Below are 16,188 nucleotides of genomic sequence, written 5' to 3'. Positions count from 1 at the left end.
CTGGGCGGGGGGCTCGCAGGGGCTCATGCGTCAGAAGACTGCCCGGAGCACCGCGTCGATCACGGTGCCTCCGTGCGGCGCTTCTCAGCGGCCCGCAGGGCACCCTCGCCGTGGCAACCGCACCAGTCTACCCGAGGGATTTCCCGGGTTTCCGGCAGTCCCCGTACCCGCCCCCGGCACCGGCCCGACGGCTCAGCCGTCGACCCCGCTCAGCTCAGCCCACCGAAGAGGGTGGTCACCGAGCCGTCGTCGAAGACCTCGCGGATCGCCCGGGCCAGCAGCGGCGCGATCGACAGCACGGTGAGCTTGTCGAGCTGCTTCTCCGGCGGCAGCGGAAGCGTGTTGGTCACCACCACCTCGCTGATCGGGCTGTTCTTCAACCGCTCCGTCGCCGGGTCGGACAGCAGCGCGTGGGTGGACGCCACGATCACGTCGGCCGCTCCCGACTCCTTCAGGATGTCCGCCGCCCGGCAGATCGTGCCACCCGTGTCGATCATGTCGTCGACGATCAGGCAGACCCGACCCTCGACCTCACCGACCACCCGGTTCGCCACCACCTGGTTCGGCTTCAACGGATCCCGGGTCTTGTGGATGAACGCCAGCGGGCAACCACCCAGCCGGTCCGTCCACCGCTCGGCCACCCGAACCCGTCCCGAGTCCGGCGCCACCACGGTCATCGGCCGGCCGGCGTACTTGCGCTCCACGTACTCGGCCAGGATGTCCATCGCGAAGAGGTGGTCCACCGGGCCGTCGAAGAAGCCCTGGATCTGCGCGGTGTGCAGGTCCACGGTGAGGATCCGGTTCGCCCCGGCCGTCTTGAGCAGGTCGGCGACCAGCCGCGCCGAGATCGGCTCCCGGCCGCGGTGCTTCTTGTCCTGCCGGGAGTACGGATAGAACGGCAGGACCACCGTGATCCGCTTCGCCGAACCGCGCTTCAGGGCGTCGACCATGATCAGGGTCTCCATGACCCACGTGTTCACCCCGTGCGTGACCGACTGCACCACGAAGGCGTCCGAACCACGCACCGAGTCCTTGAACCGTACGAAGATCTCGCCGTTGGCGAACTCGTACGCGTCGGCCGGCGTCGGCGCGACGCCGAGCACCTCACCGATCTCCTTGGCCAGCTCCGGAAAGCCACGCCCGGAGAAGAGCATCAGGCTCTTGCGGTTTTCAGCGACGATGCTGCCCATGGGCCCGTCTGCTCCCGTTTTTGTCGTCGGTACCCGACCTACGGAGACGGTCGGCCGGGGGACTAGTCGGTTGCAGTATCTCCCGACCCCACCGTACCGCCGACCGGCTCGGCAGCTCCGTGCATTGCCTCACCTTCACTTGCGGCCGACGTCTCGGCCGGAGCATCCTGCACGCCCCGGAGGGCACGCTCGGCGGCCTCCGCGGAAGCCGTGCCCGGGCGCTTGCGCGTCACCCACCCCTCCACGCTGCGCTGCGGCGCCCGGGTGACTCCCAGCGCCCCCGGCGGCACGTCCTTGCTGATCGCGCTGCCCGCCGCCACGTACGCCCCGGCACCCACCTCGACCGGCGCGATCAGGCTCGTGTCACAGCCCACGAACGCCGCCTCGCCGACCACCGTGCGGTGCTTGTTCACCCCGTCGTAGTTCACGAAGATCGTCGCCGCGCCGATGTTCGCCCGCGCGCCGATCGTCGCGTCACCCACGTACGACAGGTGCGGCACCTTCGCACCGGCCCCCAACTCGGAGTTCTTCACCTCGACGAACGTGCCGACCTTCGACCGCTCCGCCAACCGCGCATCCGGCCGCAGGTACGCGTACGGCCCGACGCTGGCGCCCGCACCCACCTCGGCGCCGACCGCGTGACTGCGCAGCACCGTCGCCCCGGGCCCCACCACCGTGTCGATCAACGTCACGTCGGGCCCCACCACCGCGCCCGCACCCACCACCGAACCGCCACGCAGTTGGGTGTTCTGATCCACCACCGCGTCGCGGTCCAGGGCCACAGTCACGTCGATCCAGGTGGTTTCGGGGTCGAGCAGGCTCACCCCGGTACGCATCCAACGCTCGTTGACCCGGTCGCGCAGCAGGCGACGCAGCGCCGCCAACTCGACCCGGTCGTTGCAACCGAGCGTCTCGGTGTGGTCGGCCGCCAGGTGCACACCCACCGGTTCGCCGGCGGAGACCAGCATCCGGAAGACGTCGGTCAGGTACTCCTCGCCCTGGTCGTTGTCGGTCGACAGCTTGCCGAGCACGTCCCGCAGCCGGGCCGCGTCGAACGCGTAGATGCCAGCGTTGATCTCCCGGACGGCAAGCTGGGCGGAGGTGGCGTCCCGCTGCTCGACGATCTGCTCCAGGCGCCCGGACGCGTCCCGCACGATCCGCCCGAGCCCGGTCGGATCCGGCACCTCGGCGGCCAGCACGGTCGCCGCGGCACCCTCGCTCTCGTGGGCGGTCACCAGCTCGACGACCGTCTCGGGCCGCAGCAGCGGCACGTCGCCGTTGAGCACCACCACGGTGCCGGTGACCTCCGGGGCGGCCTCCAACGCGATCCGCACCGCGTGACCGGTGCCGAGCTGCTCCGCCTGCAGGACCGCCGTGGCCTCCGGAGCGATCTCGGCCAGATGGGCGCGGACCTGGTCCGCGCCGTGCCCGACCACCACCAGGGTGCGCGCCGCGGCCAGTGGGTCGGCCGCGTTGAGGACGTGGCCCACCAGGGTCCGACCGAGCAGCGGGTGCAGCACCTTGGGCAACGAGGACTTCATCCGCTTGCCCTCACCGGCGGCGAGCACGACGACGGTGCGGGGGTAGGGCTCGGACACGACGTGGCTCCCGTCGGAACGCGGACAGTCTCGCGGCCATGCTAACCAGACATCAGCCACAGATCAGCGGAAGCTCCCGGGAGAGGATTCGAACCCCTATAATCAGGACCAAAACCTGACGTCCTGCCATTAGACGACCCGGGATAGATCAAAGCGGACAAAACCTCTCCGCCTGTAGGACTCCTACACTTTAGCGCCCCGCAGTTCCGCCACCATCGCTCATCCCCTTCATGATCCCTTCGATCTTCCAATACAACCGACGGGACCTGGGCACCTCGACACTCAGACAGCCCCGATACGTCTCTTCGGTGTTGCGACGCACGGTCGTGGGGCGATGCCGCTTCAATGTCGTCGGCTTGAACGCCTCAGCCGATACGCCCACCTGGCCGGCCCACCACCTGACCGCCTCCCCCACGTCGGCGGACTCGTGTATCGCGACTCGGTAGCGCAATGCCTCGCGCCGCTCACCCAGCGCCTCCACGAACTGGACGAACAAGCCGATCAACGCCGGGTCGCTGTTCACGAAACGCACCCGGCAGTCGTGCGGTCGCCAAGGCTTGGCCTTGGTGCCCTCGGCCCAGTAGAGCGCCGCACCGACCAACACCAGCTCGCGATAACGCAGGCTCTTGACCCACGCAGCGGTGGCGTTGATCGTTTCAGTCCGCGCGGCGTCCCGGACCCGGCGGTGCTCCCCCCACTGCGCATCCGTCATGGACTTTGAGTGAGCACGCCGACGTTCCCGCTCCTCCTCTGGGTCCCGGCTGAGCGGAATATGCCGAACCCAGAGGTACGCCGTTGACCGACTAACCCCCAGCCGTCGCGCGATCTCCGGTACCGACTGGCCAGTCGTCCGCAGCGCCTCCGCCTCGGCGCGCAGAGCCGGCCTGGCCTTCGGACGGCGGGTCGCGTCGAAATCAGTCATGTGGTGCAGGTTGGGACAGACGTACGACACCTCCGGCATCCATTCGCATCGCTGTCTGATGTGATCTTCCGGGCTCGTAAGTTACGGTGACGTAGGCGTAGATTGCGATCCGAGTTCCTGTGAGGTGCCATGTCCCACGCCCTTCTCGACCCTCACCCGATCGGCCCGAAACCCCTCACCCAGGGCACCCAGTCACGCGGCATCCTGATCGCGCTCTGGTCGTTCGTGGTGATTCCGTTCGCGGCGCTGATCGCCGCCGTGCCGGTGGCGTGGGGCGGCTGGCTCAGCTGGGTCGACGTGGGCATCGCCGCGTTCTGGTACGTGGTGTCGGGCCTGGGCATCACGGTCGGCTACCACCGCTACTTCACCCACGGTTCGTTCAAGGCGAAGCGGTGGTTGCGCATCGCCATGGCCGCCTCCGGCTCGCTCGCCGTGCAGGGTGAGATCATCCAGTGGGTGGCCGACCACCGGCGGCACCACGCCTTCTCCGACCTGGAGGGGGACCCGCACTCGCCGTGGCGCTTCGGCGCCACCGTGCGCGGCCTGACCAAGGGGCTGTTCCACGCGCACATGGGTTGGCTGTTCGGCCGGGAACTGTCCAATCGGGAGCGCTTCGCGCCGGACCTGCTGGCCGACCGGGACATCCGGCGGATGGACCGGTTCTTCCCCGTACTGGTGATCGTGTCGGTGCTCGGTCCGGCGGTGATGGGCTGGCTGTTGACGTGGTCCTGGCAGGGCGCGTTGACCGCGTTGTTCTGGGCCGGCCTGGTCCGCATCTCGCTGCTGCACCACGTCACCTGGTCGATCAACTCGGTGTGTCACGTGTACGGGGAGCGTCCGTTCATGATGCGCCACGGCGACCGGGCGGCGAACTTCTGGCCATTGGCGCTGCTGTCCTTCGGGGAGAGCTGGCACAACCTGCACCACGCCGACCCGACGAGTGCGCGGCACGGCGTCTTGCGGGGGCAGATCGACATCTCGGCCCGGGTGATCTGGTTGTTCGAGAAGGTGGGCGCGGCCTGGGACGTGCGCTGGCCGAAACCGGAGCGGATCGCGGCGAAGCTGGTGAGGCCGGCGGCCTGACGCTGACCGGGCCGCCAGCCCGCAAGTTACCTGGCAGTATGTTCGGGTGACCGGGCAGAAGGCAGGCAGCATCCCACGACAGGGCGTCACCGAGCGCCAGCGAGGTGACGAGATGGCCGAGGCTCCAAGCGCGGAAGGCGGCAAGCGGCGACGGCGGGCGGTGCCGGCCACGTCGGCGAAGCCGACCTCCCGGGTACGCATGTCCGCTGCCCAGCGCCGTGAGCAGCTGATCTCGATCGGTCGGCAGATCTTCGCCGAGCGCGGCTTCGACGCCACCTCCATCGAGGAGGTGGCGTCGCGCGCGAAGGTTTCCAAGCCCGTGGTCTACGAGCACTTCGGTGGCAAGGAGGGGCTCTACGCGGTGGTGGTGGACCGGGAGGTCCGATCGCTGCTGGACCGGATCACCACGGCGCTGACCGCAGGGCATCCCCGGGAGTTGCTGGAGCAGGCCGCACTGGCCCTGCTCGGCTACATCGAGGAGGAGACCAGCGGGTTCCGGGTGCTGGTGCGGGAGTCGCCGGTGCTCTCGGCCACGGGCAACTTCAGCAGCGTGATGAACGACGTCGCGCACCAGGTGGAGCACATTCTCGGCGCGGAGTTCTCCAGTCGCGGCTACGACCCGAAGCTCGCCGAGTTGTACGCGCAGGCGCTGGTGGGCATGGTGGCGTTGACCGGCCGCTGGTGGTTGGAGGTACGCAAGCCGCGCAAGGAGACGGTGGCCGCGCACCTGGTGAATCTCTCCTGGAACGGACTGTCGCACCTGGAGGCCAGGCCCGACCTGATCACCGTACGCGGACGCTGACCGTCCAACGGTCCGCCCGGGGTGTCGGTCAACGGCGACGGTGGGCCTCGGCGACCGGATGGTTCCGGCGGCTGCGCTCGGCCTCGGCGTCCTCGGGCGGGCCGACCTTGTCGTAGAGGCCGGTGCCGAGCAGGATCAGCCCGAAGAGCATCGAGACGATCACCGTCGACATGGAGAAGTTCAGGAAGTTCGCGCTGGTCTGGAGCACCGACATCATCAGGATGCTGGTGACCAGGAAGACGGCCCCGGCGGTGAGGTTCATGTAGTGGCCGAGGTTGCCGCGCCGGGACGCGCCGACGATGAGCACGGCCCCGAAGACGATGGAGACCAGCGAGAAGGCCAGGTTGGTACGGAGGCCGAGCGCCCAGTTGCCGCCCCGGCCGAAGAGCGGGTCACCCCAGGTGACGGCGGTGCCCCAGACGCCGAAGAGCAGGATGTAGAGCCCGACCAGGCCGGACAGCGCCCGGTAGAACGGCCGCGCCGGGTGGTTGATCGGAAAGTGCGCCATCGACGCCTCCACACCAAAAGGGAACAACAAGGGCATTGTTCCCCACCCACGCCGCCCGCGCCGCCCAAACGCCGAGCCTCAGCCAACCCAGACCCGGGTCCTCGGCCCGCAGGCCCACCGAAAGATTTCCCCTACCCTCCGGCCGTGCGTCTCACTCGAAGCGGAACCACGACAGGTTTTCGCCGGAGCCCGACCCGCGCAGGGATCAGGCCTGACCGCCCGGAGCGGGTCGGGCTCCGGCAAAAACCCCAACCGGAACCGAGACGACCTCAGAGCACGAGCCGAGCCTTCTGCCACGCCTCGTGCTCCTCGTCGCTGCCGACCTTGCCGTACATGCCGGCCATCAGCAGCGCCAGGCCGAGCACCATGTGCACGACGACCGTGGCGACGCTCAGGTTGAAGATGTTGGCCTCGGTCCGGATGAAGGCGAGTCCAGCCAGGCTGACCACCATGATCAGGTACGCAGACCACTGGTTGATCAGCACGTCGAGGTTGCGGCCGATGGCGGTGCCGGCCAGCACGATCGCACCGACCACGATGCTGAACAGCGAGAAGCCGAGGTTCGTGCCCTGACCCAGAGCCTGGGTGTCGCTGCGGCCGAAGAAGGGCTCGCCGGTGCTGGCGAGGAAGCCGATCACACCGAAGACCACCAGGTACAGACCGATCAGCCCGCCGATCGCCCGGTAGATCGGCCGCGCGGGGTGGTTGACGGGGGTGTGGGCCATGTCTGTGTCTCCAACGCCTTGGGGTGAGGGGTCGACGGCGATTCTCCCGCATCCTGCGGTGTGACGCCGCACACGGGGTCCCTGGAACGCCAGGTCGGGCCGCGGCCAGGTGGGCCGGTTCAGCTCGCGGGGATCTCGTCGGCCAGGGTGAGCCAGGCCTGCTCGGCTTCCTCCCGCTCACTGCGAACCTGGGTGAGCTGGGCGTCCAGCTCCGCGACCTTGGTGTAGTCGGTGGCGTTCGCGGCGAGCTGGTCGAGCAGCGCGGCCTCCTTCTGCTCCAGCTTGCCGACCTGTCGTTCGAGGCGGGTGAGTTCCTTGCGGGCCTGTCGGGCCTCGGCGGCGCTCATCCCGCCGCCGTCGGCCGGTGCGGTGGTCGCCGTGGCAGGTGTCGGGGTTCGGCCCGGCCCCGGTCGATCGCCGGCACGGGTGAGGTATTCGTCGACGCCGCCGGGCAGGTGCACCAGCCGGCCGTCACCGAAGAGCCCGTACGCCGAGTCGGCCACCCGCTCGATGAGGTAACGGTCGTGGCTGGCCACCACGATCGTGCCGGGCCAGGAGTCGAGCAGGTCCTCCAACGCGGCCAGGGTGTCGGTGTCGAGGTCGTTGGTGGGCTCGTCGAGCAGCAGCACGTTCGGTTCACTGGCGAGCAGTCGCAGCATCTGCAGCCGGCGGCGCTCACCACCGGAAAGGTCACCGACCGGGGTCCAGAGACGCCGGTCGTCGAAGCCGAACACCTCGGCGAGCTGGGCGGCGGAGATCTCCCGGTCGCCGAGCCGCACCCGCCGGGCGACTTCCTCGACAGCTTCGAGGACGCGCAGTTCGCTGGGCAGTTCGGCGAGTTCCTGGGAGAGAAAGGCGGGCCGTACGGTGCTACCGGTGATCATCCGCCCGCCGTCGGGCCGGGTGACGCCGGCGAGCAACCGCAGCAGGGTGGTCTTGCCCGCGCCGTTGGCGCCGAGGATGGCGACCCGGTCACCGGGGCCGACCTGCCAGGTGACACCGTCGAGGATGGTCTTGGGACCGGCGTGCAGCCGGACCTGTTCCAGGTCGTACACCTGCTTGCCGAGTCGGGCGGTGGCGAGCCGTTGCAGCGACATGGTGTCGCGCGGTGGCGGCACGTCGGCGATGAGCGCGTTGGCGGCGTCGATCCGGAACTTCGGCTTCGAGGTTCGAGCCGGCGCACCGCGGCGCAGCCAGGCGATCTCCTTGCGGAGCAGGTTCTGCCGGCGGGCCTCGGTGGCGGCGGCGACCCGTTCCCGTTCGGCGCGGGCGAGGGTCCAGGCCGCGTAGCCACCCTCGTAGGCGCGGACGGTCTGGTCGGCGACCTCCCAGGTGGTGGTGCAGACGGCGTCGAGGAACCACCGGTCGTGGGTGACCACGACCAGTGCGCCCTTGCGGCCGAGCAGGTGCCGGGCCAGCCAGTCGACGCCACCGACGTCCAGGTGGTTGGTGGGCTCGTCGAGGATGAGCAGGTCGGCGTCACGAACCAGCAGGGCGGCCAGGGCCACCCGACGGCGCTCGCCACCGGACATCGGCCCGACCGGGGCGTCGAGACCCAGGTGGGGCATGCCGAGTCCGTCGAGGATGGCGCGTACTCCGGCGTCGCCGGCCCATTCGTGCTCCGCGCCCATGCTCTCGGCGAGCCACTCGGTGCCGAGGACGACGTCGCGGACGGTGGCGTCGGGGCTGAGGGTGAGGTTCTGCGGAAGCCAGGCGACCCGCAGGTCACGCCGGTGGGTGACCCGTCCGTCGTCGGGCTGTTCGATGCGGGTCAACAGTCGTAGCAGGGTGGACTTGCCGGCACCGTTGAGCCCGACGACGCCGACCCGGTCGGCGTCGTCCAGGCCGAGCGAGACGTCGGTGAGCAGGGGCCCGGCCGCCCCGTAGCCCTTGGACACCCGGTCCAGGTTGACGATGTTGGCCACGTACCCACCTTCCATGATCAAGGCGTCCCGGTGCCGGCTGGCACCTGGGGACGCCTGTCATTCCAGGGTACGCGGAGGCGACGCGCGGTGGCCGGGGCCGGGCAGGCCCTCAGGTGATCCGCGCGCCGTGCACCGGACCGTGGGCGGTGCGGGCCTGCCGGCACACCCCGGCGGCCTCCAGTTCGGCGGCGACGCGTTCGGCGTCGGCGGCGTCGGCGGCGAGGAACACGCAGGTGGGTCCCGAGCCGGAGACGATGCCAGCCAGTGCACCGGCCGCCTCGCCGGCCTTCAGGGTGGTCGCCAGCGACGGCCGCATCGCCAGGGCGGCGTCCTGGAGGTCGTTGCCGAGGGTGGCGGCGAGCACCCGGGGGTCGCGTTGCCGCAGCGCGGCGAGCAGACCGTCGGTGCTGCCCAGGGGCGGTCCGGCGGCTCCGGTCTCGCGTAGCCGGTCGAGTTCCCGGTACGCCTGCGGGGTGGACAGGCCACCGTCGGCGATGGCGACCACCCAGTGCCAGGAGGTGGGGCGGGCCAGCACCGGGCTGACCGCCTCGCCCCGGCCGGTGCCCAGCGCGGTGCCGCCGTGGATCAGGAAGGGCACGTCCGACCCGAGGTCGGCGGCGATGCCGGCCAGCTCGTCGCGGGACAGGCCGGTGCCCCACAGCGCGTCGCAGGCGACCAGCGCGGCGGCGGCGTCGGCGCTGCCGCCGGCCAGTCCACCGGCCAACGGGATCTGCTTGCGCAGGTGCAGGCGGGCGTGCGGCATCACGCCGGCGTACCCGGCGAGGGCGTGGGCGGCCCGGATGATCAGGTTCGAGTCGTCGAGGGCGAGTTCGCCGGTGCCCTCGCCCTCCATGGTGAGGGTCAGCGTGTCGCCGCGCCGCGCGGTCAGCTCGTCGTAGATCGAGATCGCGTGGTAGACGGTGTTCAGCTCGTGGTAGCCGTCCCGGCGCAGCGGGCCGACGCCCAGGTGCAGGTTGACCTTGGCGGGCACCCGTACCCGGACCGGGCCGCTGGCCCCGCGCGGCTCGTCGTCGTCGGGACGCCAGGCCTCGGTCACGGGGTGATGTCCCGGACGGGCAACCGCACGTCGAACGGCTTGGTCACGATCAGCTCCTCGGCGGGGTCGGCGGCCAGCTCGTACCGGCCGTCGACGAGGTCGTACGCGTACACGTGCACGGGATTCTGCTCGATCCGCCAGTCGTGCGGGATACCGGCGTCGGCGTAGTCGGCGGGCTTCTCCAACCGGTCCTCGCGTCGGGTGCCGGGCCCCCACATGCCGGACCCGTCGGGGTCGATCGGCTGTGCGGTCACTGGTACACCTCCTCGGCGGACACGGCCTCAGCCTACTGCGCTGCCCGCGTACGGCTCGGGGCCGACGCGGCCACGGCGGCGAACTGCTCGACGGTGAGTGACTCCCCGCGCGCGCCGGGGTCGATTCCGGCGGCGGTGAGCGCTTCGGCGGCCCGGTCGGCGCCGCCGGCCCAGCCGGCCAGGGCGGCGCGCAGCGTCTTGCGTCGCTGGGCGAAGGCCGCGTCCACCACCGAGAAGACCTGTGCGCGGGGGACGTCGGGGCGGGGCGGTTCGCGGCGGGTGAAGGCCACCAGGCCGGAGTCGACGTTGGGCACCGGCCAGAACACGTTCGGTGGCACCTTCCCGGCGGCGCGGGCGCGGGCGTGCCAGGCGAGCTTGACCGACGGCACGCCGTACACCTTGGAGCCGGGACCGGCGACGAGCCGGTCGGCGACCTCCTTCTGCACCATGACCAGCCCGTGCCGGAGGCTGGGCAGTTCGGCGAGCAGGTGCAGCACCACGGGTACGGCGACGTTGTAGGGCAGGTTCGCCACCAGCGCGGTGGGTGCCGGGTCGGCCAGGTCGGCGGCGGTGATCCGGAGGGCGTCGGCGTGGTGCACGGTGAGCCGGGTGGCGTCGGCACCGGCGTGTCGGGCGGCGGTGTCGGCGAGCGCCCCGGCCAGCGTGGAGTCGATCTCGACGGCGTGCACGTGGGCGGCGACGGGGAGCAGGGCCAGGGTGAGCGAGCCCAGCCCGGGGCCGACCTCGAGTGCCACGTCGTCGGGGGTGAGCCCGGCGGTGGTGACGATCCGGCGGACGGTGTTCGGGTCGTGCACGAAGTTCTGGCCGAGCTTCTTGGTGGGCGCGACGCCGAGCCGGGCGGCGAGGTCCCGGATCTCCGCCGGGCCGAGCAGGTCTGCGGCCATAACCCGACAGCCTACGGTGCAAGGAAGGGCCCCCTGATAACGCCTGGCGTATAGGAAGGGCCCCCTTTTAACGTCGCCGTGAGCTTGGTCAGCGCCACGGCCCGAAGGCCCGGTCGCCGGTGGCGGAGATGGCGGCGCACAGCTCGTCGAGGTCGTGGCCGGTGGTCGTGGCGAGGGCCCGGACGGTAAGCGGGATCAGGTACGACGCGTTGGGTCGCCCGCGGTGCGGGACCGGGGTGAGGTAGGGCGCGTCGGTCTCCACCAGGATCTGGTCGAGCGGGGTCAACGCGGCGGCCTCGCGCAGTGCCCCGGCGCTGGCGAAGGTGACGGTGCCGGCGAAGCTGAGCAGGAATCCCCGGCGGACGCACTCGGCGGCGAACTCGGCGTCTCCGGAGAAGCAGTGCATCACCACCGTGTCCGGCGCGCCTTCGTCGTCGAGGATGCGCAGCACGTCGGCGTGCGCGTCCCGGTCGTGGATGACCAGGGTCCTGCGGTACCGCTTGGCGATGGCGATGTGGGCGCGGAAGCTCTCCTCCTGCGCGGCGCGGCCCTCGTCGCCGGTGCGGTAGCGGTCCATCCCGGTCTCGCCGACTCCGCGGACCCGGTCCTGGCCCGCCAGTGCCTCGATCTCGCGCAGCGCCCCGTCGAGGTCGGCCAGCCGGGGCGCCTCGTTGGGGTGCAGCGCGACGGTGGCCACCACCGCCGGGTGTCTGCCGGCCAGTTCGGCGCCCCAGCGGGAGGAGGCGACGTCGACACCGACCTGCACCAGCCGGTCGACGCCCACGGCGGCCGCGACGTCGATGGCCGCCGCGACCGGGTCGGCGCCGTCGCCGTCGCCGGGCACACCGGCCTCGTTGACCGTGATGTCGAGGTGGGTGTGGCTGTCCAGTACCGGTAGGGGCAGCGGCTCGGGGGCGGGTGGGAACTCTCCGGCGCGGCGGGCCGCGCGCTGGCTTCGGGACTTCGTCGGCTCGCTCATCTCCTCGACAGGATCACACACGCGACGAGTCCACCCGGGCGCCACCCGGAGTTCACCTCGACTACGCCGCGCACCCCTACCGTCGCGGAGTGGACGCGCGAAGCGAGCTTTCCTCGGCCGGCGGTACGGCGTCGGAGCGGACCGGTCTGCGGGTGGCGTTCGGCGGCGCGGTCTATCCGGCGGAGGAGATCGCCCGAGGGGCGGCGTACGAACTGTTCAGCGCCGACGAGGCGACCGGCTTCGAGTGGTCGCCCCGGCCGAACTCGGCACTGCCGTGGCGGCGGTTCGTGCACGTCACCGAGGTCACCGCCGTGTACGGGGCCACCGAGCAGGCCGAGGATCCGGAGTCGCCACTGCTGGTGCCGTTGCACCGCGAGCGGGGCTGGTCGGAGGTGCACCGGCTCGCCCAGCAGCCGGTCGCCGCGGACGACCCGCTGATCACCGCGGTACGCGCGTCGGCCGGCGTACGACGGGGCACCCGGATGCTGAAGATCCTCTCCGCCCGGCAGCTCGCCGGGTACGTGCGGGGCTGGCTGCCGCACGGCTTCTGCTACCGGGAACACGACGTGGCGCATCTACGTACCCCGACGACCACCAGTGTGCTGCGTACCGACGGCGGCGATGGCCGGGACGGTGCGGACGTGACGTACGCGCTGCGGTGGCGCGCCGCCGACCCGGGCGACTACGACGTGCCGGCCGGTGCGGCGTACCGCGGTCTGTCGGCGCTGGGTGCCCGGGACCGGTTGGGGCCGGCGGTGCTGGGTACCGGCTTCACGCCGAGCAACCACCATCTGATTCCCGAGTTCGTCACCCGGGACTTCGCCGACCTGCCGATGCCGGCGAACGCGACGCTGCTGGCCTATCCGGCGGAGGGCCTGGAGGTGGTGCTGTACGCCTACCAGGCTGAGCAGCGGGGTTGGCTGCGGATGGTGGGACCGCAGTGGCGGCACCTGCTCGCCGCGGTGCCGGGCCTGTCGCCGGATCAGGAGTACGTGCCGACCGGGGAGGCTCCGCGCTCGACCCGGTTGGTGGGCACGTACGCGGGCGCGGAGTACGAGGCGGTCGCCGATCTGCCCGGTGGCTTCCGGGTGCTGGCGCTGACCCGGGCCGCCCGGTACCCGGTCGACGGGGTCGGCCGACGGTTGCGCCTGGCGGCCTGGCGGGGGGTGCCGTGTCTGGTGCTGCGCGAGGAGGCGGGCTGGCTGCGGTTGCGGCTGCGACGCCCGGATCCGGACTCGGTGGCCGCCACCGGGGCACAGTGCCACGAACGGGGCGTCTACGAGACGTGGGCGCCGGGTGGTGAGGTCACCGACGACCAGGTGGTGGACCACCCGTATCTCCTCTGACCTGGGTTGGCGTCGGAACGGGCGCAGGAATATCGGATGCCCGTCGGGGAAGGCTCGGTCTCCGACCCTCGACAGGAGGACGAAATGCCCTTCATCACCGTCGGCACGGAGAACTCCGCGCCCATCGACCTGTACTACGAGGACCATGGCTCGGGCCAGCCGATCGTGCTGATTCACGGCTTCCCCTTCAACGGGGCCACCTGGGAGAAGGTCTCCGGACCGCTGCTGGAGGCCGGGTACCGGGTGATCACGTACGACCGGCGTGGTTTCGGCAACTCGGCGCAGCCGACGTTCGGGTACGACTACGACACGTTCGCGGCCGACCTCGACGTGCTGATGACCGAGCTGGATCTGCGCAACGCGATCCTGGTCGGCCACTCGATGGGTACCGGCGAGGTGACCCGTTACCTGGGCGCGTACGGCTCGGAGCGGGTGGACCGGGCGGTGCTGCTGGCTCCGCTGGCGCCCTATCTGCGGCAGGCGCCGGACAACCCGGAGGGGGTCGAGGCCAGCATCTTCGAGGGCTTCAAGCAGGCCATCGCGCAGGATCGGTTCGCCTACCTCACCCAGTTCTGCGACACCTTCTTCAACTACGACGAGAACCGGGGGAAGCTGGTCAGCGAGGAGGCATACCGGGCGCACTGGAACATCGGGGCATTGGCCTCCGCCAAGGGCACGTACGACTGTGTGGACGCCTGGGGCACCGACTTCCGGGCCGACGTGTCGCGGATCGACGTGCCGGTGCTGATCGTGCAGGGCGACAAGGACAACGTGCTGCCGTACCCGAAGACCGGTCAGCGGTTGCAGCCGATGCTCGCCGACAGCCGGCTGGTAACCCTCAAGGGCGCCCCGCACGGCACCCCTTGGACCAACGCCAACGAGGTCAACCAGGCGATCATGGAGTTCATCGGCTCGCCGGCCATGGCCCGCGCCTGACCCGTGCGGCCAGCGGCCACCGGCCAGCCGCGCGGATCACCAGAGAAGAGCCCCCGGTCACGCGACGGGCGCGACCCAGACCGGGTCGCGCCCGTCCATGGTGACGCGGCGTCAGCTCTCCAGCCGGGCCAGTTCCTCGTCCACGATCGAGGGGTCCAGCTTGCGGAACACCGGCTTGGGCGGCGCGAGCGCCCGGCCCACCGCGAGCGGCACCGACTCCCACCGTGCGCCCTGGGTGTAGTCCCCGGTCAGCACCGGGTAGGCGGGCCCCGCGTCGAGGTCGGCGACCTCCTCGATCACCGGCATCGGGGCGTGCACCCCGGTGCCGCCGAGCAGCTCGTGGATCTTCTGTGCGGAGTGCGGCAGGAACGGGGTGAGCAGCGTGTTGGCGTCGCTGACCACCTGGAGGGCGACGTGCAGGATGGTGCCCATCCGGGGCTTGTCCGCGGCGTCCTTGAGCTTCCACGGCGCCTGCTCGGAGAGGTACTTGTTGGCCTCGGCGACCACCTTCATCGCCTCACCGATGGCCTGCTTCTGCCGGTGCTTGGCGATCAGGTCGCCGACCGTGGCGAACCCGGCGCGGGCGACGGCCAGCAGCGCCTCGTCGGCCTCGGTCAGCCCGTCCGGGCCGATCGGCGGGATCTCACCGAAGTTCTTCGCCGCCATGGAGACGGAGCGGTTGACCAGGTTGCCCCAGCCGGCGACCAACTCGTCGTTGTTGCGGCGCAGGAACTCGGCCCAGGTGAAGTCGGTGTCGTTGTTCTCCGGGCCGGCGACCGCGATGAAGTAGCGCAACGCGTCGGCGTCGTACCGTTCGAGGAAGTCCCGGACGTAGATGACCACCCGGCGGGAGGAGGAGAACTTGCGTCCCTCCATGGTCAGGAACTCGCTGGACACCACCTCGGTGGGCAGGTTGAGCCGTCCGAGCTGGCCCGGCTCGCCACCCCGGTCGCCCTCACCGGAGTAGCCGGCGAGCAGCGCGGGCCAGATCACCGAGTGGAAGACGATGTTGTCCTTGCCCATGAAGTAGTAGGCCTGGGCGTCCTTACCCGCGCCGTCGGTGGACCACCACCTGCGCCAGGCTTCCGGGTCGCCGGAGCGGCGGGCCCACTCGATGGACGCGGACAGGTAGCCGATGACGGCGTCGAACCACACGTAGATCCGCTTGTCGGTGCGTTCACGCCAGCCGTCGAGCGGGATCGGCACCCCCCACTCCAGGTCACGGGTGATGGCCCGGGGGTGCAGGTCGTCCAGCAGGTTCCGCGAGAAGCGCAGCACGTTGGGCCGCCAGCCTTCCCGGGTGTCCAGCCACTGGCGCAGGACGTCGGCCAGGGCGGGCAGGTCGAGGAAGAAGTGCTCGGTCTCGACGAACTCCGGCGTCTCTCCGTTGATTTTCGACCGTGGGTTGATCAGGTCGATCGGGTCGAGCTGGTTGCCGCAGTTGTCGCACTGGTCTCCCCGGGCGCTGTCGTACCCGCAGATCGGGCAGGTGCCCTCGATGTACCGGTCGGGCAGGGTCCGGCCGGTCGACGGCGAGATGGCGCCCATGGTGGTCTTCGGCACGATGTAGCCGTTGCGGTGCATCCCCTCGAACAGCTGCTGCACCACCGCGTAGTGGTTGCCGGTGGTGGTGCGGGTGAACAGGTCGTAGGAGAGGCCGAGGCTGTGCAGGTCCTCCACGATCACCCGGTTGTACCGGTCGGCCAGCTCACGCGGCTTCAGACCCTCGGCGTCGGCCTGCACCTGGATCGGGGTGCCGTGCTCGTCGGTGCCGGAGACCATGAGCACGTCGTGGCCGGCCATCCGCATGTACCGGGCGAAGACGTCGGAGGGAACGCCGAAACCGGAGACGTGGCCGATGTGGCGCGGGCCGTTGGCGTACGGCCAGGCCACCGCCGCGAGAACGTGACTCATGGACAGAAAGCCTAGTGACCCTCGCGCGGTGCCCGCGAACCAAT

General features: G+C 70.7%; 15 protein-coding genes and 1 tRNA gene. 4 read left to right on the top strand and 12 right to left on the bottom strand.

Annotated features, from left to right (window positions below; all coding sequences use genetic code 11):
* Positions 1–209: 209 nt before the first annotated feature.
* The 4 genes from SM447_RS14670 to SM447_RS14655 form a co-directional block, all read right to left on the bottom strand.
* Complete coding sequence (locus SM447_RS14670) at positions 210–1,190, bottom strand: ribose-phosphate diphosphokinase (protein ID WP_474573343.1); 981 nt, start codon at positions 1,188–1,190, stop codon at positions 210–212.
* A 62-nt stretch (positions 1,191–1,252) separates the two neighbouring features.
* Positions 1,253–2,788 carry a bifunctional UDP-N-acetylglucosamine diphosphorylase/glucosamine-1-phosphate N-acetyltransferase GlmU gene (gene glmU / locus SM447_RS14665; protein ID WP_474573342.1) on the bottom strand — a complete coding sequence of 512 codons (1,536 nt, stop codon included), beginning with the start codon at positions 2,786–2,788 and terminating at the stop codon, positions 1,253–1,255.
* 73 nt (positions 2,789–2,861) lie between these two features.
* Positions 2,862–2,932, bottom strand: a tRNA-Gln gene (locus SM447_RS14660).
* Between the two features lie 46 nt (positions 2,933–2,978).
* Entirely contained in the window at positions 2,979–3,710 is a 732-nt protein-coding gene (locus tag SM447_RS14655) for a helix-turn-helix domain-containing protein (RefSeq protein WP_474573341.1), read from the bottom strand.
* A 129-nt stretch (positions 3,711–3,839) separates the two neighbouring features.
* Here SM447_RS14655 and SM447_RS14650 point away from each other — a divergent pair, with 129 nt between their 5' ends.
* Together SM447_RS14650 and SM447_RS14645 are read left to right on the top strand one after the other, a co-directional pair.
* Positions 3,840–4,793 (top strand): acyl-CoA desaturase, encoded by a 954-nt coding sequence (locus SM447_RS14650; protein WP_474573340.1) that lies wholly within the window; start codon positions 3,840–3,842, stop codon positions 4,791–4,793.
* A gap of 112 nt (positions 4,794–4,905) precedes the next feature.
* The gene (locus tag SM447_RS14645; RefSeq protein WP_474573339.1) at positions 4,906–5,595 is read left to right on the top strand and encodes a TetR family transcriptional regulator; all 690 of its coding nucleotides are present in this window, start codon (positions 4,906–4,908) and stop codon (positions 5,593–5,595) included.
* Between the two features lie 28 nt (positions 5,596–5,623).
* Here the strand turns inward: SM447_RS14645 and SM447_RS14640 are convergent, their stop codons facing one another.
* The 7 genes from SM447_RS14640 to SM447_RS14610 form a co-directional block, all read right to left on the bottom strand.
* Positions 5,624–6,103, bottom strand: a complete 480-nt coding sequence (locus SM447_RS14640) for a DUF4383 domain-containing protein (protein WP_474573338.1) — start codon at positions 6,101–6,103, stop codon at positions 5,624–5,626.
* A 269-nt stretch (positions 6,104–6,372) separates the two neighbouring features.
* Positions 6,373–6,828 (bottom strand): DUF4383 domain-containing protein, encoded by a 456-nt coding sequence (locus SM447_RS14635; RefSeq protein WP_474573337.1) that lies wholly within the window; start codon positions 6,826–6,828, stop codon positions 6,373–6,375.
* Positions 6,829–6,947: 119 nt separating this feature from the next.
* Positions 6,948–8,753: an ABC-F family ATP-binding cassette domain-containing protein gene (locus tag SM447_RS14630; RefSeq protein WP_474573336.1), complete on the bottom strand. Its 1,806-nt coding sequence runs from the start codon at positions 8,751–8,753 to the stop codon at positions 6,948–6,950.
* A gap of 109 nt (positions 8,754–8,862) precedes the next feature.
* A complete protein-coding gene (locus SM447_RS14625) occupies positions 8,863–9,810 on the bottom strand; it encodes a 4-(cytidine 5'-diphospho)-2-C-methyl-D-erythritol kinase (protein ID WP_474573335.1) in 948 nt (315 codons plus the stop codon).
* Complete coding sequence (locus tag SM447_RS14620) at positions 9,807–10,064, bottom strand: Uma2 family endonuclease (RefSeq protein WP_474573334.1); 258 nt, start codon at positions 10,062–10,064, stop codon at positions 9,807–9,809. Before SM447_RS14620 ends, SM447_RS14625 begins: the two co-directional genes overlap by 4 nt.
* A 32-nt stretch (positions 10,065–10,096) precedes the next feature.
* Positions 10,097–10,969, bottom strand: a complete 873-nt coding sequence (gene rsmA, locus SM447_RS14615; protein ID WP_474573333.1) for a 16S rRNA (adenine(1518)-N(6)/adenine(1519)-N(6))-dimethyltransferase RsmA — start codon at positions 10,967–10,969, stop codon at positions 10,097–10,099.
* Positions 10,970–11,057: 88 nt separating this feature from the next.
* Positions 11,058–11,948, bottom strand: a complete 891-nt coding sequence (locus tag SM447_RS14610; RefSeq protein ID WP_474573332.1) for a TatD family hydrolase — start codon at positions 11,946–11,948, stop codon at positions 11,058–11,060.
* Between the two features lie 89 nt (positions 11,949–12,037).
* On the opposite strand from SM447_RS14610, the gene SM447_RS14605 reads away from it, so the two are divergent.
* The gene (locus SM447_RS14605; protein ID WP_474573331.1) at positions 12,038–13,294 is read left to right on the top strand and encodes a hypothetical protein; all 1,257 of its coding nucleotides are present in this window, start codon (positions 12,038–12,040) and stop codon (positions 13,292–13,294) included.
* A gap of 84 nt (positions 13,295–13,378) precedes the next feature.
* Positions 13,379–14,230 (top strand): alpha/beta fold hydrolase, encoded by an 852-nt coding sequence (locus tag SM447_RS14600; RefSeq protein WP_474573330.1) that lies wholly within the window; start codon positions 13,379–13,381, stop codon positions 14,228–14,230.
* A 111-nt stretch (positions 14,231–14,341) separates the two neighbouring features.
* Here the strand turns inward: SM447_RS14600 and metG are convergent, their stop codons facing one another.
* A complete protein-coding gene (gene metG, locus SM447_RS14595) occupies positions 14,342–16,144 on the bottom strand; it encodes a methionine--tRNA ligase (RefSeq protein WP_474573329.1) in 1,803 nt (600 codons plus the stop codon).
* Positions 16,145–16,188 lie beyond the last annotated feature (44 nt).

The sequence above is a fragment of the Micromonospora aridisoli genome, from assembly GCF_056150025.1.
This window is presented reverse-complemented; position numbering and strand designations above follow the sequence as displayed.

Coding starts and splice junctions, on each gene's coding strand:
- SM447_RS14670 (WP_474573343.1), bottom strand. CDS start 1,190: ATGGGCAGCATCGTCGCTGAAAACCGCAAGAGCCTGATGCTCTTCTCC.
- SM447_RS14655 (WP_474573341.1), bottom strand. CDS start 3,710: ATGACTGATTTCGACGCGACCCGCCGTCCGAAGGCCAGGCCGGCTCTG.
- SM447_RS14650 (WP_474573340.1), top strand. CDS start 3,840: ATGTCCCACGCCCTTCTCGACCCTCACCCGATCGGCCCGAAACCCCTC.
- SM447_RS14645 (WP_474573339.1), top strand. CDS start 4,906: ATGGCCGAGGCTCCAAGCGCGGAAGGCGGCAAGCGGCGACGGCGGGCG.
- SM447_RS14640 (WP_474573338.1), bottom strand. CDS start 6,103: ATGGCGCACTTTCCGATCAACCACCCGGCGCGGCCGTTCTACCGGGCG.
- SM447_RS14635 (WP_474573337.1), bottom strand. CDS start 6,828: ATGGCCCACACCCCCGTCAACCACCCCGCGCGGCCGATCTACCGGGCG.
- rsmA (WP_474573333.1), bottom strand. CDS start 10,969: ATGGCCGCAGACCTGCTCGGCCCGGCGGAGATCCGGGACCTCGCCGCC.
- SM447_RS14610 (WP_474573332.1), bottom strand. CDS start 11,948: ATGAGCGAGCCGACGAAGTCCCGAAGCCAGCGCGCGGCCCGCCGCGCC.
- SM447_RS14600 (WP_474573330.1), top strand. CDS start 13,379: ATGCCCTTCATCACCGTCGGCACGGAGAACTCCGCGCCCATCGACCTG.
- metG (WP_474573329.1), bottom strand. CDS start 16,144: ATGAGTCACGTTCTCGCGGCGGTGGCCTGGCCGTACGCCAACGGCCCG.